Origin of the sequence: Streptomyces sp. NPDC050548 (assembly GCF_044457385.1) — a bacterium.
Taxonomy (GTDB): domain Bacteria; phylum Actinomycetota; class Actinomycetes; order Streptomycetales; family Streptomycetaceae; genus Streptomyces.
Window position 1 is genome coordinate 125,582 of record NZ_JBITGV010000014.1, and the last position, 19,745, is coordinate 145,326.

Here is a 19,745-nt window from a genome sequence, read left to right on the forward strand (position 1 = left end):
GTCACGGACCCGCCTCGTCCCTGCCGACGATGCGGCGGGCTGATCGTCCTTCCTAGGCTCGATGCCGCCAAGGACGATCAGCCCCAGGAGGAACCCGTGATCGTAGTGACAGGCGCCACCGGCAACGTCGGCCGCGCACTGGTGGAACGCCTCACCGCCGCCGGCCGGCCCGTGCGGGCACTCACCCGCGACCCCCAGCGGGCCGCATTACCGCAGCAGGCCGAAGTCGTCCGCCACCAACTCGACGACCCCGCCGCCCTGTTCACCGGCGCCACCCAGCTCTTCCTGAACCTCCGGGCCACCGGCGACACCATCCCGGCACTCCTCGACGCGGCCCGCGCGGCCGGCGTCCGGCACGTCGTCATGCTCTCCTCCGGAATCATCCGCGAGGGCGCCGACACCAGCCACCCCATCCACATCTGGCACACCAAGGCCGAACAACACCTACGCGACAGCGGCCTCCCGGCGACCTTCCTACGACCCAACGCCTTCGCGACCAACGCCCTCCAATGGGCCCCGCAGATCCGCGCGAGCGACACCGTACGCGGCCCCTTCGCCGACGGCGTCTCGGCACCGATCCACGAGGACGACATCGCCGCCGTCGCCGAACGCGCCCTCCTCGACCCCGGCCACGAAGGAGCGGTCCACCGCCTCTCCGGCCCCGAACCGGTCACCACGGCCCAGCAGATCACCGCGATCGGCCACGCCATCGGCCGCGACCTGCGCTTCGACGAGATCCCCGTGGACGAGGTCGGCCCCGAACTCTTCCCCCACGTACCCCCGGAAATGCTCCCCGGCCTCCTCAAGGCCTTCGGCGGAAGCGTCGGCACGACACCGGAGATCACCACCACGGTCGAGGAGATCACCGGCGTACCCGCCCGCCCCTTCAGCACCTGGGCGAAGGACCACGCGGACGACTTCCGGTGACCCTCCCACACCGGTCACACAACACTTTCGGGTTCTGATCGTTGTTCTTCCCGGGCGCGCCGACCCATCCAGGTACAAGCTGGAACCGCCCCTGCCCCGCGCCCCGGAGGACAGCCCATGAGCAACGCGCCCCTCGCCTCAGGCGCCGAAGGCCCCGACGCCCTACGGCCGTTGCTCGACACCGTCCTCGACGCGCTCGGCACCGGACGCCGCGCACGAGGCGGACCGTTCCCCGCGGGCGGCCCCGACGCGGTAGCCGCCCGCATGCGCGACGCCGTAGGGGACGTACTCCCCGAAGACGGCGACCCGACCGCCCTGCGCACCCTCGTGCACGCCCTCGCCGAAGGCGCCGCCGACCCCGCCGACCCGCTGTGCGCGGCACACCTGCACTGCCCGCCGCTCGCCGTCGCCACCGCCGCCGACCTCGCCGTCAGCGCGCTCAACCCCTCCCTCGACTCCTGGGACCAGGCCCCCGCCGCCTCCGCCCTCGAAGCCCTCGTCACCCGCACCCTCGCCCACGAGATCGGCCTCGCCGACGCCCTCGTCACCAGCGGCGGCACCGAAGCCAACCAACTCGCCCTGCTCCTCGCCCGCGAAGCCCACAGCGGCACCGTCCAGTTGGTGTGCGGCTCCAACGCCCACCACTCGCTGCCCCGCGCCGCCTGGCTCCTCGGCCTGCCCGCCCCCGTCGTCGTCCCCGCGCCCGCGGGCACCCTCGACCCCGCCGCCCTCGACGAGGCCCTCACCGCACTCCCGGGCCCCCGCGGCTCCGTCCTGGTCGCCGCCACCGCAGGCACCACCGACGCCGGCCTCATCGACCCCCTCCCCGAGATCGCCGGCCTGTGCGCCGCCCACGGCGCCCGCCTCCACATCGACGCCGCCTACGGCGGAGGCCTCGTCTTCAGCGACCGCCACCGCGACAAACTCGCCGGCCTCGACCGCGCCCACACCGTCACCCTCGACCTGCACAAACTCGGCTGGCAGCCCGTCGCCGCCGGCCTCCTCGCCGTACGCCACCCCCGCGACCTCGCCGCCCTCACCCAGCGCGCCGACTACCTCAACGCCGACGACGACACCGAAGCAGGCCTCCCCGACCTCCTCGGCCGCTCCATGCGCACCACCCGACGCCCCGACGTCCTCAAACTCGCCGTCACCCTGAAAACCCTCGGCCGCACCGGACTCGGCACCCTCGTCGACCAAGTCTGCGCCCGCGCACGGGAGTTCGCCGCCATGGTCCACAACCACCCCGGCTTCGAACTCTACGACCCACCCGTCATCAGCACCGTCCTGTTCCGCCCCGCCGAAGCCACCGACGAAGCCGTCGCCGCCGTACGCCGACAACTCCTCCACGACGGACGCGCCGTCCTCGGCCGGGCCGCCCTCGACGGCAGGCTCTGGCTCAAGGCCACCCTCCTCAACCCCCACACCCGGCCCGACGACCTGGCCGCCCTCCTGAAACTGGTGGAAGGACACACCCCCCGATGAGCCACCCCCCGACGGGTCACCCCCAGACCCCCAACCCCCCACGCCACGAACCCGATCCACCCCGCGACCTGGTCGGCATCGGCATCGGCCCCTTCAACCTCTCCCTCGCCGCCCTCGCCCACCCGCTCACCGAACTCGACACCGTCTTCTACGAACAGCGCCCCGGCTTCGACTGGCACCCCGGCCTCCTCATCGACGGCGCCACCGTCCAAGTCCCCTTCCTGGCAGACCTGGTGACCCTCGCCGACCCCGCCAGCCCCTGGTCCTTCCTCAACTACCTGAAGGCCCGCGACCGGCTCTTCCCCTTCTACTTCGCCGAGCGCTTCCACATCCAGCGCGCCGAGTACGACGCCTACTGCCGCTGGGTCGCCGACAGCCTCCCCGGACTCCACTTCGGCCACCAGGTCGACGCCGTCCGCTTCAACCCCGAACGCGACGTCTTCGAGGTCGACTTCACCCAGCTCGACAGCGACGGAGAAGCCGAGGCGCTGGGCCGCACCTACACCAAGAACATCGTCCTCGGCGTCGGCACCGCCCCCTACGTCCCCGACCCGCTCAAGCCCCTCGTCGAAGCACCCGGCGTCCCCGTCATCCACGCCGCCGACTACCTCGCCCACCGCGAAACGTTCCTCGCCGCCGAGCACATCACCGTCATCGGCTCCGGACAGACCGGCGCCGAGGTCTTCCTCGACCTGCTCCGCAACCGCCCCGCGGGACACGAGAAACTCCACTGGATCGGCCGCAGCGAGGCCTTCGCCCCCATGGAGTACTCCAAGCTCGGCCTGGAACACTTCACCCCCGACTACACCCGCTACTTCCACGCCCTCGCCGAACCCGTCCGCGACCGCCTCGTCACCGCACAGTGGCAACTCCACAAGGGCATCGACGCCGACACCATCGCCGCCATCCACGACGAGCTCTACCGCCGCACCCTGCACGGCGGTTGGCCCGACGCCGTCCTCACCCCCGGCGTCCGCGTCCGCACCGCGGGCCGCATCGCGACCACCAAGGTCGAACTCCACCTGGAGCACCTCCAGCAGAACACCCGCTCCCGCCTCACCACCGACGCCGTCGTCCTCGCCACCGGCTACCGCGAACGCCCCCTCGGCCGCATCCTCGCCGGACTCGACCCCTACCTGCGCCGCGACAGCGCCGAACGCCCGCGCGTCGACGAGCAGTTCAGACTCGTCCTCGACCCCTCCGTCACCGGCGCCGGCTGCCAGGTCTACGTCCAGAACGCCGAACTCCACACCCACGGCGTCGGCGCCCCCGACCTCGGCCTCGCCGCCTGGCGCAGCGCCACCATCCTCAACTCCCTGACCGGCAAAGAGCCTTACCCCCTGCCCGGCCGAACCGCCTTCACCACCTTCGGACTCGACCCCCAGGCCCAGATCCCCCAGGCCCGCCAGGCCGCCCGCACCCTCACCCCCCTCGTCGAAGGAAGGTGAGGGCTCCAGCAGGCACCGGAAGACAGGCCGGCACTAGAAGACAGGCGTCCCGTTCCGCGTCAACTTCCAGTCCACCGAGGCGAATTCGGCCGGATCCAGCACACCCTTCGCGGTCACCCACTCCGCGATCCGCGTCCGGATCTCCGTCGACTCCGACCACACCTCGGTCGCCGACGCCACATGCGGGAACGCACCACCGCCGTTCGCCCGGTAGTTGTTCACCGCCAGCACGAACTGCTGCGCGTCGTCCAGCGCCGCACCGTTGTACGTCAGGTTCCTGATCCGCGAACCGGCCGCCTGCGCGATGTCGATCTCGTACGAGAACCCGGACACGTAGTCGTAGTTGTAGTCCGGACGGCCGGCCGCGTTCGTCAGCTTCTCCGTGTCCACGACCGCGTCGGCGGCCGTCTGCACGAAGTACTGCGCCGAGTACTCCAGATACGCCCGCACCTGAGCACCCGTCAGCAACTTCGCCACCAACGTGTTGTCGTACACATACAGACCCGACAGATCCCGGATCGTCACCTCGCCCGCCGGGATCTCCGACGTCCGTGAGAACGGCGAAGCCTGCGCGATCACCGGCAGCGACGCATACGCCGTCCCCGCCAACGCCGCCTTCACCACGTCCTCCTGGACCTTGGTGATCAGATCGATGATCGGCGCGTCCTTGTACCGCGCCTCCACCGTCGTCAGCGTCGCCGTCGCCTTACCGACCACCTGGTTGACGTACTCCACGACCAGCGCGTGCTCGTCCTTCAGCAACCGCGTGATCTTCGGATCGTCCGCAACGGTCTTCGCGTCCCGCAGCGAAGCCGCCACCGACTCGACCGTCCAACGCCCCTTCTCGAAGACCAACTCGAAGTCGAACACGCTCAACCGCTCGGCGAAACACAGCGGTTCGGACAGCACGACCGTCTTCCCCGTCGCCGTGTTCGTGACCCTCAACTCCGGGATCTCCACATGCGCGTGACCCACGAGAATCGCGTCGATCCCCGGCACCTGCTGCGCCACCAGGGCCGCCGAGTTCTCCACGTACGGCAGCTGATCACCGTACGACGACGTCCCCGACGACCCCGAATGCGCCGACACCACGACGACATCCGCACCCATCGACCGCAGCTTCGGCACCCACTTCGCCGCCTGCTCCTCAAGCCCCGGGAACGTCAACTTCCCCTGCACATACGCCTTGTCCCAGATCGCGATGCCGGGATTGGTCAGCCCCAGCACCGCCACCTTCACCGGCGGCGCCCCCGGCACCTGGAACTTCTTGATGAAGTACGGCGGGAACGCCGGCTTCTGCGTCTTCGCGTCCAGCGCGTTCGCCCCCAGCAGCGGGAAACGGCACTGGTCCTCGAACTTCCGCAGCGTCTCGATGCCGTAGTTGAACTCGTGGTTGCCCAGCGCCGCCGCGTCGTACCCGATCGCGTTCATCGCCTGCGCCATCGGATGCACCGGACCACCCTTCGCGGTGATCGGATCCACCTTCGCGAAGTAGTACGTCAGCGGAGTGCCCTGGATCGTGTCGCCCGCGTCCAGCAGCAGCGTGTTCCGCCGACCCTTCTCCTGCCGGATCTGGTTCACCAGCGTCGACACCCGCGCCAGACCCATCGCGTTGCCCTTGGCGTCCGAGTACTCCGCGTCCTTGAAGTAGTCCCAGTTGAAGACATGCCCGTGCAGGTCCGTCGTGCCCATCACCGTCAGCGAGTACCGCTTCGGCTGCCTGCCCGGCTTCTTCTCCGCGGCCTGCGCCACCGGAGCCGCCGCCGCACCGGCCAGCGCCACCCCCGCACCCGTCACGGCGGACTTCTTCAGGAACTTCCGGCGGTTCAAGGGCATGTCTCGATCTCCTCGGGAAACGGTCAACAACGCGCGTAGATTCTTACTTGCTTCTTACTGGATGCGACAGGTCCCGCAGGTTTCGATCTGATGACCAGCAGGCGGCACGACTGACAGAGTGGGACGTATGACCACCCCGGACGAACCCCAACCCGCCGTCCCCTACGGCACCCCCGACGCACCCCGCATCGCCGTCCGCGGCGAAGCCCGCCTCGAAGTCGACCCCGAGATCGCCCGCATCGGCATCACCGTCGCCGCCCGCGGCACCGACCGCCGCACCGCCCTCGACGACCTCACCCGCCGCAACGCCACCGTCCTCGACCTCGTCAAAAGCTACGGCGAAGCAGTCGAACGCCTCGAAACCGGCGGCTTCTCCATCACCCCCGAACTCACCAAGCACGGCCGCGGCGAACGCGTCCACCGCTACCACGGCAGAGTCCACATCACCGCCGAACTCGCCGACTTCACCACCCTCGGCGAACTCACCACCCGCCTCGCCGACCTCGAACTCACCCGCGTCGACGGCCCCTGGTGGGCCCTCCGACCCGACTCACCCGTCCACCGCCAGGCCCGCCAGCAAGCCGTACGCGAAGCCGTCCAACGCGCCCGCGAATACGCCGAAGCACTCGGCACCACCCTCGCCGCCCTCGTCGAACTCGCCGACATCGGCGCCGAGAACGCCGAAACCTACGGCACCCCCCAGCGCCGTATGCGCTCCATGTCCCTCGCCGGCGCCGCCGCCGAGGACACCACCGCCGCACCCCTCGACCTCGAACCCCAACGGCAACACGTCTACGCCCAGGTCAACGCCCGCTTCACGATGGCGCCTCCGATTCTGTGACCGGAGTTCATATGGCGACCATTCGAACGCTCATTGGAGCACCCCGCCGCACATTCAAGCCTTGTCAATAACCCTTCACCCAAAGGTTGTTGAGTAGTCATGCGCGACCAATTCCCTACCCGTCGGTAAGGCCTAGGCTCAAACCATGCGCCGAGCAAAAATCGTCTGTACTTTGGGCCCCGCCACCGACTCGTACGACCAGATCAAAGCCCTGGTCGAAGCCGGAATGGACGTAGCCCGCTTCAACCTCAGCCACGGCACCCACGCCGAACACGAGGAGCGTTTCCAGCGCGTCCGAAAGGCCGCCGAAGAGACCGGCCGCAGCATCGGAATGCTCGCCGACCTTCAAGGTCCGAAGATTCGACTCGGCCGATTCACCGAAGGCCCCGTACTCCTTGAACGCGGAGACACCTTCACCATCACCGTCGAAACAGGCGCCGAAGGCGACCGCCAGTCCTGCGGCACCACCTACGCCGGACTCGCCACCGACGTCACCCCCGGCGAACGTATCCTCGTCGACGACGGCAAGGTCTGCCTCGAAGTCACCTCCGTCGACGGCCCCCGCGTCCACACCAAGGTCGTCGAAGGCGGCATGGTCTCCGACCACAAGGGTCTCAACCTCCCCGGAGTCTCCGTCTCCGTCCCCGCCCTCTCCGACAAGGACGAGGACGACCTCCGCTGGGCGCTGCGCGCCGGCTTCGACGTCATCGCCCTCTCCTTCGTCCGCAGCGGCAAGGACATCGACGACGTCCACCGCATCATGGACGAGGAGGGCCACCGCCTCCCCGTCATCGCCAAGGTCGAGAAACCCCAGGCGGTCGAGGCCATCGACGGCATCGTCGCCGCCTTTGACGGCATCATGGTCGCCCGCGGCGACCTCGGCGTCGAAATGCCCCTCGAACAGGTTCCGATCGTCCAGAAGCGCGCGATCAAACTGGCCAAGCGCAACGCCAAGCCGGTCATCGTCGCCACCCAGATGCTCGACTCGATGATCGAGAACTCCCGCCCGACCAGGGCCGAAGCTTCGGACGTGGCGAACGCCGTCATCGACGGCACGGACGCGGTGATGCTCTCCGGCGAGACCAGCGTCGGCAACTACCCCATCGCGACCGTCACCACCATGGCCCGCATCGTCGAAGCCGCCGAGGAGGACATCCTCGCCAAGGGCCTGCCCCCACTGACCGAACGCAACAAGCCCCGCACCCAGGGCGGCGCGGTGGCCCGAGCGGCCGCCGAGATGGGCGACTTCCTGGGCGCGAAGTACCTGGTGGCCTTCACTCAATCCGGCGACACGGTACGGCGGTTGTCCCGCTACAGGTCCCCCATCCCCGTGATGGCCTTCACCCCCGACCCGGCCACCCGCGCCCAACTCACCCTGACCTGGGGCGTGGAGACCATCCTCGGCCCCCACGTCGACTCCACCGACGCGATGGTCGACCAGGTGGACGAACTCCTCCTCAAATATGGCCGCTGCCAGAAGGGCGACATCGTCGTCATCACCGCGGGCTCACCCCCTGGAGTGGCCGGCTCCACCAACCTCGTCCGCGTGCACCACGTCGGCGAGGACGACAGCCCCAAGTAGCGGCGGGGGGTCAGTGTTTGGGACCTACGTGGGTGTCCATGAGGGCTACTGAGGGTTTGCGGGCGACGGAGATGTTGTGGGCGTTCGCCTGTTTCCAGCTGACGCCGACTTTGTCGAGGGTGTCGGTGTAGAGCTGCCTGATGTCCCTGGACAGGTTGGTGAAGAAGTAGCGGGGGTATTCGTAGCGCTTTGTCTCGCCGCCGACGACCCGAGTCGTCCAGTTCGTCATTCGGCAGCCGTCGGAGTGGATGAGGCCCCGGACGAATTCCCAGGGGTGGGTGTCGACGATGTCTTGTTGCCAAGGTTCGAGGGCGATGCGGCGTTCGTGCTTTTTGCCGGGCGCATGCTGGGGGAACAGATTGGGCCAGTGCCGGGAGTGACTGGTGACCATCGCGTAGCCCTCCTTCTGGAGTGCGTAGACGCCGATGCCTGGGCGTACCTTCGTGACGGCCTCGCGGCACAGTTGAAGGAGCCCCGGCCATGCGTTGGCGCACGCGATCCTCAAGTAGTAGCCGGTTCCTCGGGGATGGGCGCTGATGCAGCCGTCGCCGAGGTAGAGGCCCAGGAGGTACGCGTATGCGGGGTCGTCGGCGGGTGGTCCGGGGTCTGGAGTCGAGATGCTGGGCAGCGGTTCGAGCCGATCCTGCCAAGAGCGGATCGCTGCGCGTGAGATGCCGGTCTCGCGGCTCACGGAGTTGAGGCTGCGGCCTTGTTCGACCAGTGCGAGGGCTCGCTTGCGTGTGCTGATGTCGTACATGTGGACGCTCTGTGAGAGTGGTCGCCGTGACACGCAGCAAAAAGCGGAGGTTCACGCGAACGTGAGCCTCCGCTTAAATAGCAGCCTTCGATTTGAAGGAAAAGTGCCCCGAGTCGGATTCGAACCGACGCTGGATGGGTTTTGAATCCATGGCCTCTACCGCTGGGCTACCGGGGCCCCTTCGATACGAAGGTCAGCGGTCTCCCGCTGTGCCCCTACCTTATCGCAGCTAGGTAGGCTCTTGTCAGCACTACCCCCGTGCCCTGAACGAGGAGCCCCCGTGACCGCCCCCGAGTCGCCCCAGCCCGTAGACGCGCCCGACGACGACAAGTCGCACGTGCCTCCGCTGACGACCCGTGTCGTCATCGCCGAGGACGAGGCCCTGATCCGGCTCGATCTCAAAGAGATGCTCGAAGAAGAGGGGTACACCGTCGTCGGTGAGGCCGGTGACGGTGAGCAGGCCGTCGAGCTGGCCCGTGAGCACAAGCCCGACCTGGTGATCCTCGACGTGAAGATGCCGAAGCTGGACGGTATCTCCGCCGCCGAGAAGATCGCCGAGGAGGGCATCGCGCCCGTGCTGATGCTCACCGCGTTCTCGCAGCGCGACCTTGTGGAGCGGGCTCGGGACGCCGGTGCGATGGCGTACCTGGTGAAGCCGTTCAGCAAGAGTGACGTCGTGCCCGCGATCGAGATGGCGGTGTCGCGCTTCACCGAGCTGAAGCAGCTGGAGCAGGAGGTCGCCGACCTCACGCTGCGGCTGGAGACCCGCAAGCTGGTCGACCGTGCGAAGTCGATCCTTCAGACCGAGTACGGGCTGAGCGAGCCCGCCGCGTTCCGGTGGATCCAGAAGACGTCGATGGACCGTCGGATGTCGATGCAGCAGGTCGCCGAGGCGGTCATCCAGGACGCGGACGAGAAGAAGTCCTCGAAGGGCTGACCCACGAGACGGTGACTACGACGAGGCCCGCGCCCCCGAGCTGGGGGCGCGGGCCTCGTCGTAGGGAAGTGCTGCGGCAGGGACGTCAGTCCTCGCCGAGGTACGCCTTCCGTACCGATTCGTCGTGCAGCAGGTCCTCGCCCGTGCCGGAGAGGACGATGTTGCCGACCTCCATGACGTGGCCCTGGTCGGCGAGCGACAGGGCTGCTTGGGCGTTCTGTTCGACGAGGAGGATCGTCGTGCCCGAGGCCTTGAGTTCGACGATGGTCGCCATGATCTTCTGCATCATGATCGGGGAGAGGCCCATGGACGGCTCGTCCAGCATGAGCAGTTTCGGCTGGGACATGAGCGCGCGGCCCATGGCCAGCATCTGCTGCTCGCCGCCGGAGAGGGTTCCCGCGGCCTGCTTCTGACGTTCTCCGAGGATGGGGAAGAGGTCGTAGGCGCGCTGGATGTCCTTTTCGATGCCTTCCTTGTCCTTGCGGAGGAAGGCGCCGAGCTGGAGGTTCTCCGCGATGGTGAGGCGGGGGAAGATGTGCCGGCCTTCGGGGGAGTGGGCCAGGCCGAGGGCGACGATCTTGTGGGCGGGGACGCTGTTGAGCGGCTTGCCGTCGAAGGTGATCTTGCCGCCGGAGGGCTGGAGCAGGCCCGAGAGGGTGCGGAGGGTCGTCGTCTTGCCGGCGCCGTTGGTGCCGATGAGGGTGACGACCTGGCCGGCCTCGACGCTGAAGGAGATGCCCTTGACGGCTTCGATCTTGCCGTAGGAGACCTTGAGGTCCTCGACCTCTAGCAGTGCGGTCACTGGGCTTCTCCCTCGGCGCTGGTGGTGCTCTCCGCTTCCGTTGCGGGCGGGGTGTCCTCGGGTGTGCCTTCGAACGGTTCGCCGAGGTAGGCGGCGACGACGCGTTCGTCGGCCTGGACGACGTCGGAGGTGCCTTCGACGAGTTTTTCGCCCTGGACGAGGACGGCGACGCGGTCGCAGAGGTTGAAGATGAAGCGCATGTCGTGCTCGATGACGAGGACGGCGATGCCCTTGTCGCGGATCGCGAAGACCAACTCTTCGGTGGCGCGCGTCTCTTGGGGGTTCATGCCGGCGGTCGGCTCGTCGAGCAGGAGCAGGCCGGGCTCGGACGCGAGGGCGCGTGCGATCTCCAGCTTGCGCTGTTCGCCGTAGGGGAGGTTGCGTGCGAGGTGGTCGCGCTTGTGGGCGAGGCCGATGAACTCCAGGAGTTCCATGGCGCGTTCTTCGCTGGCCTTTTCGGCCTTCTTGAAGCCGGGGCCGCGCAGGAGGGCCGACCAGAGGCCTTCCTTGGTGCGGGTGTGGCGGCCGACGAGGACGTTTTCCAGGACCGTCATGTTGGCGAACAGGCGGATGTTCTGGAAGGTGCGGGCGATGCCGGCCTTGGTGACGAGGTGGGGCTTGGGGGGAAGGACCGTGCCCTGGTAGGAGACGGTGCCCTCGGTGGGGACGTAGAGGCCGGTGAGGCAGTTGAAGAAGGTGGTCTTGCCGGCGCCGTTGGGGCCGATGAGGCCTACGATCTCGCCGGAGTTGACGGTGAAGTCGACGGATCGGACGGCGGTGAGGCCGCCGAAGCGCATGGTGACGTCACGGGCTTCGAGTACTGGTGTCGTCATGGCTCTCTACGCCCCTGCCTTGGTGATGGCCGGTTCGTCGGTCAGGGTCGTGGTGTCCGGTACGTCGAGTTGGCCGGTCTCGTGGAATTCCAGCTGGCGTCGGCGGTTGGGGATGATGCCTTCGGGGCGGAAGCGCATCAGGAGGATGAGCGCGATGCCGAAGGCGAGGAGTGACTTGTCCTGGAGGGCGACGAGCTTCTCCGGGAGCAGGTAGAGCAGGGCGGCGCCGAGGAAGGGTCCGGAGACGGTGCCCATGCCGCCGAGGACGACGGCGGCGAGGAGGAACGCGGAGTTGGGCGGGGCCGCTCCGGCGAACTGGTACGGGTTGGGCACCACGCTGTAGGTGACGTGGGCGCTGACCGTGCCGGCGAGGCCGGCGAGGGTGGCGCCGAGGGCGAAGGCGATGAGCTTGACGCGGAAGCCGTTGATGCCCATGGCGGTGGCGGCGGTCTCGTCCTCGCGGATGGCGATCCAGGATCGGCCGATGCGGGAGTCGGAGGCGCGGCGGTAGATCGTGACCACGAGCGCCATGATCAGGACCATGAGCAGGTAGTAGTTGGCGAACCGGCCGATGGTGAATCCGGCGATGTCGTGGGTGTCTCCGAAGTTGAAGCCGAAGAACGACAGGTCGGGGATGGACGGGATGCCGTTGGGGCCGTTGGTGATGTCGGGGCCGGAGACGCCGTCCATGTTGTTGACGGCGATGCGGAAGATCTCTCCGAAGCCGAGGGTGACGATGGCGAGGTAGTCGCCGCGCAGGCGCAGGGTGGGGGCGCCGATGAGGACGCCGAAGACCAGGCTGGCGGCCGCTCCGGTGAGGGCGGCGGCCCAGAAGGGGAACTGGACGCCGGAGAACTTGGAGAACTCGGAGCCGGAGACGAGGGCGGCGGTGTAGGCGCCGACGCCGAGGAAGGCGACGTAGCCGAGGTCGAGGAGTCCGGCGAGGCCGACGACGATGTTGAGGCCGAGGGCGACGGTGCCGAAGATCAGGATGTTGACGCCGAGGTTGGCGTAGTGGTCGTTGGTCTGGGTGAAGGGGAAGCCGATCGCGGCGACGAAGCCCATGGCGAGGGCGAAGCTGCGGTTGGTGGCGGTGAGGTGGCTGAACCGGTCGAAGAGGCCGGCGCTGTGCAGGGCCCAGGAGGTGAAGACGACGACGATGAGGAAGCCGATGAAGAGTTCGTCCTCGGCGTCGATGCCGTAGGCGAAGACGGTGAGGCCGAGGGCGGCGACGATCGTGATGATCAGTCGCTGGACCCAGGGGGCGGTGGGCGCGGCGGCGGGGATGGTGTCGGGCTTGCCGATGTAGGCGTTGAGGAACTTGACGCCGGCGAGGATGAGTCGCCACCGGGAGCGGCCGTGGGTGGCGAGGTAGGTGCTGGAGGCTTCTTTCGCCTTGCGGGTCGAGCCTTCGCCCGCGGGCAGGGCGAAGGCGCCGATGACCGTGGCGAGGGAGGCGATGGCCGCGATGTATCCGCCGGGTTCGAGGTTGACGAATCCGCCGAGTTTCACGGCGATCGCGATGACCGTGTACCAGGTGGTGGCGAAGACGCCGAGTGCGGTGAGGAGGGTGGGTCCGGTGGCGCCGGCGGGGGCGAGCCAGCCGAGGCCGCGGGTGCCGTATCCGGAGAGGGCGAAGAGGGCTACGAGGATGCCGCCGACGACGGTGAGCCACTGGAGGCCGCCGGGGTAGCCGTAGACCGTGAGGTCGCCGGGGAAGTCGGAAGTCCACGTCCAGGCGAGGAACGCGGAGACGATGGTGGCGATGCCGCCGCCGAGGGTGAGGGCGCGGGCGGCCGCGGCCGGCATCGGGATGAGGCCCTGGTGCTCGGTCGTGGGGGCGTCGGCGGGCGGGGTGGCCGGAGTTTTGGTCGTCTCGGTCATGTGATCACGCCCTGTCCGCGACGCGTTCGCCGAGCAGGCCCTGTGGCCTGAACAGCAGTACGAGGATGAGGAGACAGAAGGCCCAGACGTTGGCCCAGCCGGATCCGCCGAGCTGCTGCATGCCGGGGATGTGGTTGATGTAGGCGGAGGCGAGGGTTTCGGCGACGCCGAGGACGACTCCGCCGAGCATGGCGCCGTAGATGTTGCCGATGCCGCCCATGACGGCCGCGGTGAAGGCCTTGAGGCCCATCAGGAAGCCCATGCGGTAGCCGATGTTGCCGTACTTGAGGCCGTAGGAGACGGCTGCTACGGCGGCGAAGAAGCCGCCGATGGCGAACGCTATGACGATGATGCGGTTGGTGTCGATGCCCATGAGCTGGGAGGTGTCCGGGTCCTGGGCGGTGGCTTGCATGGCGCGGCCGGTGCGGCTCTTGCGGACGAACCAGGCGAGGCCGGACATGCAGACGATGGCGGCGATGACGAGGAAGATGTCGGCGTCGGTGATGGTGACCGAGCCGATGTCGTGGCTGCCGTCGAGGCTGGGGAAGGAGCGGTCCTTGTCGGCGCCCGGGTAGAAGTTGCGGACGACTTCCTGGAGTGCCAGTGAGAGGCCGATGGCGGTGATGAGGGGGGCCAGCCGTGGTGCTTGCCGCAGGGGGCGGTAGGCGAATCGTTCGGCCCCTACCGCGACGAGGACGGAGACGATTCCGCCGCCGATCAGCATGAGCGGTACGGCGACCACCATCGCGGTGCCGTCGGGCAGGATGTAGGCGTAGACCGTGAGGGCGCCGAAGGCCCCGGTCATGAAGATTTCGCCGTGCGCGAAGTTGATGAGCTGGACGATGCCGTACACCATCGTGTAGCCGATGGCGATCAGCCCGTACATCGAGCCTAGGAGCAGCCCGTTGGCCAGCTGCTGCGGCAGGGTGTTCACCGCGTGGCCTCCATTGTCGCTGGTGGTCGTGTGCACAGATCGCGTGCCTGGGGGTGGGGGGGGGTGTGACAACGGGCCGCGCGGTCGGGGTCCTCCTTCCGCGCGGCCCGTGGTGCGGTGGTGCTGTGGTGCTGGGCTGGGATCAGCCGGTGAAGGTGCCGGTCTTCACGGCCTTCCAGGCGCCGTTGGTGACCTGGTAGACGGTGAGCTGCTTGTTGCCGGTGTCGCCGTACTCGTCGAAGGTGACCTTGCCGGTGATGCCTTCGAAGTCGGACTTCTGGACGGCGTCGACGACCTTGGAGCGGAGGTCGTTGCTGTCGGGCAGCTTGCCGCCGTTGGCGTCCTTGACGGCCTTCACGGCCTTGATGATGGCGGTGGCGGCGTCGTAGGAGTAGCCGCCGTAGGCGCCGTAGTCACCCTTGTAGCCCTTGGCCTTGTAGGTCGCGATGAACTGCTTGGCGGCGGGCAGGGTGTCGACGGGGACGCCGACGGAGGTGGCGAGGTCGCCCTCGGCGGCCGCACCCGCGGTCTGGATGTAGGTGGTGGCGTACATGCCGTCACCGCCGAACAGCGGGATCTTGACGCCGGCGCCCTTGAGCTGCTTGGTGATCTTCTCCGACTCGTCGTACTGGCCGCCGTAGTAGACCAGGTCGGCGCCGGAGTTCTTGATCTTGGTGACGAGCGAGCTGAAGTCGGTGTCGCCGGTGTTGACGTGGTCGGTGCCCGCGATGGTGCCACCGAGCTTCTTGAAGCCGCTGTTGAAGATTCCGGCCAGGCCGGCGCCGTAGGTCTGCTTGTCGTCGACGACGAAGGCCTTCTTCTTCTTGAGGCCGTTGTACGCGTAGTCGGCGGCGAAGCCACCCTGGAGGGCGTCGGTGGTGGCGGTGCGGAAGTACGTCTTGTACGGCCGCGTCTTGCTGGTCGCCCAGTCCTTGCCCTGGGTGAGGCTGGGGTCGGTGTTCGAGGGGGAGATCTCGACCATGTTGGCCGAGGCGAACACCTTCTGCATCGACAGGGCGACGCCGGAGTTCAGCGGGCCGACGGCGCCGACGACGTCGCTCTGGCCGGTGAAGGCGGTGGCGTTGGACTGGCCGGTGGCGGGCTGCGCCTTGTCGTCCAGGGCCTTGACCTTGAACTTGACGCCGGGAACCCAGTTGTTCTTGTTGGCGTCGTCGACGGCGATCTGGACGCCGTACTGGATGCCGAGGCCGGTGGTGGAGTTCTCACCGGACAGCGGGGCGTCGACACCGATGGTCAGGGTGGTCCCGCTGTCGCTCTTGCTACCGCTGTCCCGGGAGCCGCAGGCGGTGAGGGTCAGAGCTCCGGTCGTGAGAACGGAGGTCAGTATCACCAAAGAACGCTGTCGCACAATCAGTCCTTTCCGCAGGCACAGTCGCTCCGGTCTGGAGCGGCGTAGGTGCTGCGCTGGTACCCAACTCCCGATGGAGCGGTGACTGGCCGTGACTCTAAGCCCGGTCTGTGGGCATGGGCATCGTCGTGCGCTGGCTTGTGACTTTCTTGTTATGACGTGCCGGTTGGCGGGCTTCGCGAAAGGTGGGTCTCAGCCGGTTTGGCGGAATTCAGCCGCGGTCCACATTTTGAGAACCTGCACTTCCGCTTGGCCGTGGGCCTGGCCTGGCGTTTGTCGTGCCGCAGGCCCTGTGGAGGAGCTGGGAAAGGTCCTTGGAGTAGGAGGCGCCGAAGATGAAACTGTGGCGTTGTATTGCGCGCGTGTTACGCAGCGTTACGTCCAGAAAGGCGAGGTCCGCATTCAGGGGCAGTCCCGAACAGTCGGAAACGGATATCTCCACGGTGACGCGGCGGGTCGTTCCGGTGTGCACGGTGAAGGACGGTTCCGGGACGGCCTGGGCGATGAGTCCGTCGAAGGCGGCGCCGGTGACCCGCAGGGTGACGGCGGGTCCGCTGTCCACGGCGACCGCGAAGCGGAAGAAACCGGTCGTGGTGGGGGAGTCGGTGGTCTGGGCGAGTCCGACGTAGCGCCAGTTGGTGACGTTCGCGGGCCATGGCGTGGGTGGCTGCGGGTCGGACTCCCGGACGGAGTGGACGGGGGGCAGGAGGACGGCTCCGACGCCCAGCGCGGCGACCGCGCCCGCCGCGAACACGGTTCTGCGGGCGCGCGGCGACAGGGTGTGCCAGCGGTCCGTCAGATGGGGCGGGTCGCCGCCGATGACTTCGTAACTCCCGTTCGTCTCCGGCGAGTCGACGGATTCGACGGGCCCGATACCGCTCATGCCGGCAGCCTCATGGGGAAACGGTAGGGGAGTGGACGGGGGTGCGGAAGACGGAGTCCGGCCCACCGCCCCCGACGGGCTGATGGACCGGCGGGATCAGAGCGCGGCGCGCTCGGGTATTCCGTCCCCCGGGTTCACGTCCCGCAGCAGACAGGTCAGCCGCGCGCTGCACACCCGTCGCCCCTCCTCGTCACTGATCACGATCTCGTACGTCGCCGTCGAGCGCCCCCGGTGCAGGGGTGTGGCCACGCCGGTGACCAGGCCGGAGCGGGCGCCGCGGTGGTGGGTGCAGTTCAGGTCGACGCCGACGGCGATCTTCGTGCTGCCGCCGTGCAGCATCGATCCGATGGACCCGAGGGTCTCGGCGAGCACGGCCGAGGCGCCGCCGTGCAGCAGCCCGTACGGCTGGGTGTTCCCTTCGACCGGCAGCGTCCCGACGACGCGCTCGGCGGACGCCTCCAGGATCTCCAGGCCCATGCGCGAGCCCAGGTATCCGGCGGAGAAGAGGGCGGGCAGATCGACGCCGAGCGCGGCGTACTCGTCGACGACCTCTTGCGGGAACTGCACCTGCTGCTGCTCGCCCATGGGGCCCGACTCCGTTCGTCGTGATCACTGTTGCGACTACTGAGCAAACGCTCAGTCGGTCACCGATTGTTCCAGACGTACGACGACGGACTTGCTGGCCGGGGTGTTGCTGGTGTCCGCGGTGGCGTCCAGCGGGACGAGGACGTTGGTCTCGGGGTAGTAGGCGGCGGCGCAGCCCCGCGCGGTCGGATAGTGCACCACCCGGAAGCCGGGCGCCCGCCGCTCCACGCCGTCCTTCCACTCGCCGACCAGATCGACGTACGACCCGTCGGCGATGCCGAGCCGGGCAGCGTCGTCGGGGTGGACCATGACGACCCGGCGGCCGTTCTTGATGCCCCGGTAGCGGTCGTCGAGGCCGTAGATCGTGGTGTTGTACTGGTCGTGCGAGCGCAGCGTCTGCAACAGCAGGCGCCCTTCCGGGAGTTCGGGGTATTCGACGGGTGCGGCGGTGAAGTTGGCCTTTCCGGTGGCCGTCGGGAAGCGGCGTTCGTCGCGCGGGGCGTGCGGGAGAGCGAAGCCGCCGGGGTGGGCGACCCGCTCGTTGAAGTCCTGGAAGCCGGGGATCACGCGCGCGATGCGGTCGCGGATCGTCCCGTAGTCCTTCTCGAACTCCTCCCACGGAGTGCGGGATTCGGCACCGAGGACGCGGCGGGCGAGTCGGCACACGATGGCCGGCTCGGACAGCAGCTCCTTGCTCGCGGGCTCCAGTCGGCCGCGCGAGGCGTGCACCATGCCCATCGAGTCCTCGACGGTCACGAACTGCTCGCCGCCGCCCTGGAGATCGCGCTCGGTACGGCCCAGGGTGGGCAGGATGAGGGCACGCGCGCCCGTGACGGCGTGCGAGCGGTTCAGCTTCGTCGAGACGTGCACGGTGAGGCGGGCGCGCCGCATGGCCGCTTCGGTGACCTCGGTGTCGGGGGAGGCGGCCACGAAGTTGCCGCCCATCGCGAAGAACACCTTCGCGTCGCCGTCACGCAGGGCGCGGATCGCGGCGACCACGTCGTAGCCGTGCTCGCGCGGCGGGGCGAAGCCGAACTCCTTCTCCAGGGCGTCCAGGAAGGCCGGTGCGGGGCGCTCGAAGATGCCCATGGTGCGGTCGCCCTGCACATTGCTGTGGCCGCGCACCGGGCACACGCCCGCGCCCGGGCGGCCGATGTTGCCGCGCAGCAGGAGGAAGTTGACGACCTCGCGGATGGTCGGCACGGCGTGCTTGTGCTGGGTGAGGCCCATCGCCCAGCACACGATGGTGCGCTCGGAGGCGAGGACCATCTCCAGGGCCTTCTCGATCTCCGGGCGGGTCAGCCCGGTGGCGAGGAGCGTCTCGTCCCAGTCGGCGTCCCGCGCGGCGGCGGCGAACTCCTTGTAGCCGTGGGTGTGTTCGTCGACGAAGGTCTGGTCGACGGCACCCTCCGTCTCCAGGACGAGCTTGTTCAGGAGGCGGAAGAGGGCCTGGTCGCCGCCGATGCGGATCTGCAGGAACAGGTCGTTGAGGGCGGCGCCCTTGAGCATGCCCTGCGGGGTCTGCGGGTTCTTGAACTTCTCCAGGCCCGCCTCGGGCAGCGGGTTGACGCTGATGATCTTCGCGCCGTTGGCCTTGGCCTTCTCCAGGGCGGTGAGCATGCGCGGGTGGTTGGTGCCCGGATTCTGGCCGGCGACGACGATCAGGTCGGCCTGGTAGATGTCCTCGAGCAGGACGCTGCCCTTGCCGATGCCGATCGTCTCGTTCAGCGCGGAACCCGACGACTCGTGGCACATGTTCGAGCAGTCCGGCAGGTTGTTGGTGCCCAGCTCCCGCGCGAACAACTGGTACAGGAACGCGGCCTCGTTGCTGGTGCGGCCCGAGGTGTAGAACAGCGCCTCGTCGGGCGAGCCGAGGGCGGCGATCTCCTCGGCGACGATGTCGAACGCCCGCTCCCAGGTGACCGGTTCGTAGCGGTCGGCCCCTTCGGGGAGATACATGGGGTGCGTGAGACGGCCCTGCTGGCCCAGCCAGTAGCCGCTGCGGTTCGCGAGATCGGCCACCGGATGGGCGGCGAAGAACTCGGGGGTCACCCGGCGCAGGGTGGCCTCCTCGGCGACCGCCTTCGCGCCGTTCTCGCAGAACTCCGCCGCGTGCCGGTGGTCCGGCTCGGGCCAGGCACAGCCCGGGCAGTCGAAGCCGTTCTTCTGATTGACCCGCAGCAGCGTCAGCGCGGTGCGCTTCACACCCATCTGCTGCTGGGCGATGCGCAGCGTGTGCCCGATCGCCGGGAGACCGGCCGCGGCATGCTTCGGCTCGGTGACCTGCGGCGCGTCCTGGACCGGATCGCCCTGGGGCGGCTTCGTGGCCATCGCGGGCCCTCCTTCGCTGGCACATGTGCACTACATCTCCGATCCTCGCACGCGGCGGTGACAACGCTGAGGTCGGTTCGTGGGCTCAATGGTTTCGGCGATGTTCGGCGGGTGCGCGGGGCGGGGTGGGTTGTGGGGAGAGGCGGGGCGGGTGGGTTTGTCCGGCTCCTGGCCGCGGCGGGCCCAGGAGCCTTCGACGGGGTCTCCTGCCGCGACCGCGACCTCTTCACGCGTACGTGGCTTTCCGTCGTTCATCGCGGCCACGCGCTCCGACGCGGCGACCGTGACCCCGACTGTCAGTGGGGCGTGGC

The 19,745-nt window shown here is 68.5% G+C and carries 16 protein-coding genes and 1 tRNA gene; 6 read left to right on the forward strand and 11 right to left on the reverse strand.

What is annotated here, in order from left to right:
* Positions 1 to 96: 96 nt before the first annotated feature.
* From ACIBJH_RS33050 to ACIBJH_RS33060, 3 genes are all read left to right on the forward strand, one after another.
* Positions 97 to 927, forward strand: a complete 831-nt coding sequence (locus tag ACIBJH_RS33050; RefSeq protein WP_399120581.1) for an NAD(P)H-binding protein — start codon at positions 97 to 99, stop codon at positions 925 to 927.
* Positions 928 to 1,044: 117 nt separating this feature from the next.
* A complete protein-coding gene (locus tag ACIBJH_RS33055; RefSeq protein ID WP_399120582.1) occupies positions 1,045 to 2,412 on the forward strand; it encodes a pyridoxal phosphate-dependent decarboxylase family protein in 1,368 nt (455 codons plus the stop codon).
* On the forward strand, positions 2,409 to 3,860 hold the full coding sequence (locus tag ACIBJH_RS33060; RefSeq protein ID WP_399120583.1) for a lysine N(6)-hydroxylase/L-ornithine N(5)-oxygenase family protein: 1,452 nt from the start codon (positions 2,409 to 2,411) through the stop codon (positions 3,858 to 3,860). Before ACIBJH_RS33055 ends, ACIBJH_RS33060 begins: the two co-directional genes overlap by 4 nt.
* Before the next feature lie 33 nt (positions 3,861 to 3,893).
* Here ACIBJH_RS33060 and ACIBJH_RS33065 read toward each other — a convergent pair whose 3' ends face one another.
* A complete protein-coding gene (locus tag ACIBJH_RS33065) occupies positions 3,894 to 5,696 on the reverse strand; it encodes a bifunctional metallophosphatase/5'-nucleotidase (protein ID WP_399120584.1) in 1,803 nt (600 codons plus the stop codon).
* Between the two features lie 127 nt (positions 5,697 to 5,823).
* On the opposite strand from ACIBJH_RS33065, the gene ACIBJH_RS33070 reads away from it, so the two are divergent.
* Entirely contained in the window at positions 5,824 to 6,537 is a 714-nt protein-coding gene (locus ACIBJH_RS33070) for an SIMPL domain-containing protein (RefSeq protein ID WP_399120585.1), read from the forward strand.
* Positions 6,538 to 6,682: 145 nt separating this feature from the next.
* Positions 6,683 to 8,119 (forward strand): pyruvate kinase, encoded by a 1,437-nt coding sequence (gene pyk / locus ACIBJH_RS33075; RefSeq protein ID WP_399120586.1) that lies wholly within the window; start codon positions 6,683 to 6,685, stop codon positions 8,117 to 8,119.
* Between the two features lie 10 nt (positions 8,120 to 8,129).
* On the opposite strand, the gene ACIBJH_RS33080 is transcribed toward pyk, so the two are convergent.
* Entirely contained in the window at positions 8,130 to 8,876 is a 747-nt protein-coding gene (locus ACIBJH_RS33080; protein ID WP_399120587.1) for a helix-turn-helix domain-containing protein, read from the reverse strand.
* A gap of 104 nt (positions 8,877 to 8,980) precedes the next feature.
* Positions 8,981 to 9,053: transfer RNA gene (locus ACIBJH_RS33085), tRNA-Leu, on the reverse strand.
* Between the two features lie 103 nt (positions 9,054 to 9,156).
* Here ACIBJH_RS33085 and ACIBJH_RS33090 point away from each other — a divergent pair.
* Complete coding sequence (locus tag ACIBJH_RS33090) at positions 9,157 to 9,813, forward strand: ANTAR domain-containing response regulator (RefSeq protein ID WP_019062225.1); 657 nt, start codon at positions 9,157 to 9,159, stop codon at positions 9,811 to 9,813.
* A gap of 85 nt (positions 9,814 to 9,898) precedes the next feature.
* Here ACIBJH_RS33090 and ACIBJH_RS33095 read toward each other — a convergent pair whose 3' ends face one another.
* From ACIBJH_RS33095 to ACIBJH_RS33130, 8 genes are all read right to left on the reverse strand, one after another.
* Positions 9,899 to 10,615, reverse strand: coding sequence for an ABC transporter ATP-binding protein (locus ACIBJH_RS33095; protein WP_399120588.1), 717 nt, complete (start codon positions 10,613 to 10,615; stop codon positions 9,899 to 9,901).
* Complete coding sequence (locus ACIBJH_RS33100; RefSeq protein WP_399120589.1) at positions 10,612 to 11,448, reverse strand: ABC transporter ATP-binding protein; 837 nt, start codon at positions 11,446 to 11,448, stop codon at positions 10,612 to 10,614. Before ACIBJH_RS33100 ends, ACIBJH_RS33095 begins: the two co-directional genes overlap by 4 nt.
* Before the next feature lie 6 nt (positions 11,449 to 11,454).
* A complete protein-coding gene (locus tag ACIBJH_RS33105; protein WP_399120591.1) occupies positions 11,455 to 13,332 on the reverse strand; it encodes a branched-chain amino acid ABC transporter permease in 1,878 nt (625 codons plus the stop codon).
* A gap of 4 nt (positions 13,333 to 13,336) precedes the next feature.
* Entirely contained in the window at positions 13,337 to 14,266 is a 930-nt protein-coding gene (locus tag ACIBJH_RS33110; protein WP_399120592.1) for a branched-chain amino acid ABC transporter permease, read from the reverse strand.
* A 142-nt stretch (positions 14,267 to 14,408) separates the two neighbouring features.
* Complete coding sequence (locus ACIBJH_RS33115) at positions 14,409 to 15,620, reverse strand: branched-chain amino acid ABC transporter substrate-binding protein (protein WP_399120719.1); 1,212 nt, start codon at positions 15,618 to 15,620, stop codon at positions 14,409 to 14,411.
* A 226-nt stretch (positions 15,621 to 15,846) separates the two neighbouring features.
* Entirely contained in the window at positions 15,847 to 16,518 is a 672-nt protein-coding gene (locus ACIBJH_RS33120) for a hypothetical protein (protein ID WP_399120593.1), read from the reverse strand.
* A 96-nt stretch (positions 16,519 to 16,614) separates the two neighbouring features.
* A complete protein-coding gene (locus ACIBJH_RS33125) occupies positions 16,615 to 17,103 on the reverse strand; it encodes a PaaI family thioesterase (RefSeq protein WP_399120594.1) in 489 nt (162 codons plus the stop codon).
* Between the two features lie 51 nt (positions 17,104 to 17,154).
* The gene (locus ACIBJH_RS33130) at positions 17,155 to 19,434 is read right to left on the reverse strand and encodes an FdhF/YdeP family oxidoreductase (RefSeq protein ID WP_399120595.1); all 2,280 of its coding nucleotides are present in this window, start codon (positions 19,432 to 19,434) and stop codon (positions 17,155 to 17,157) included.
* Between the last annotated feature and the right edge of the window lie 311 nt (positions 19,435 to 19,745).

Bases quoted from the DNA above. Each gene is read 5' to 3' on its own strand.
- ACIBJH_RS33125 (WP_399120594.1), bottom strand. From the start codon at position 17,103: ATGGGCGAGCAGCAGCAGGTGCAGTTCCCGCAAGAGGTCGTCGACGAG.
- ACIBJH_RS33070 (WP_399120585.1), top strand. From the start codon at position 5,824: ATGACCACCCCGGACGAACCCCAACCCGCCGTCCCCTACGGCACCCCC.
- ACIBJH_RS33105 (WP_399120591.1), bottom strand. From the start codon at position 13,332: ATGACCGAGACGACCAAAACTCCGGCCACCCCGCCCGCCGACGCCCCC.
- ACIBJH_RS33055 (WP_399120582.1), top strand. From the start codon at position 1,045: ATGAGCAACGCGCCCCTCGCCTCAGGCGCCGAAGGCCCCGACGCCCTA.
- ACIBJH_RS33130 (WP_399120595.1), bottom strand. From the start codon at position 19,434: ATGGCCACGAAGCCGCCCCAGGGCGATCCGGTCCAGGACGCGCCGCAG.
- ACIBJH_RS33060 (WP_399120583.1), top strand. From the start codon at position 2,409: ATGAGCCACCCCCCGACGGGTCACCCCCAGACCCCCAACCCCCCACGC.
- ACIBJH_RS33080 (WP_399120587.1), bottom strand. From the start codon at position 8,876: ATGTACGACATCAGCACACGCAAGCGAGCCCTCGCACTGGTCGAACAA.
- ACIBJH_RS33065 (WP_399120584.1), bottom strand. From the start codon at position 5,696: ATGCCCTTGAACCGCCGGAAGTTCCTGAAGAAGTCCGCCGTGACGGGT.
- ACIBJH_RS33120 (WP_399120593.1), bottom strand. From the start codon at position 16,518: ATGAGCGGTATCGGGCCCGTCGAATCCGTCGACTCGCCGGAGACGAAC.
- ACIBJH_RS33100 (WP_399120589.1), bottom strand. From the start codon at position 11,448: ATGACGACACCAGTACTCGAAGCCCGTGACGTCACCATGCGCTTCGGC.
- pyk (WP_399120586.1), top strand. From the start codon at position 6,683: ATGCGCCGAGCAAAAATCGTCTGTACTTTGGGCCCCGCCACCGACTCG.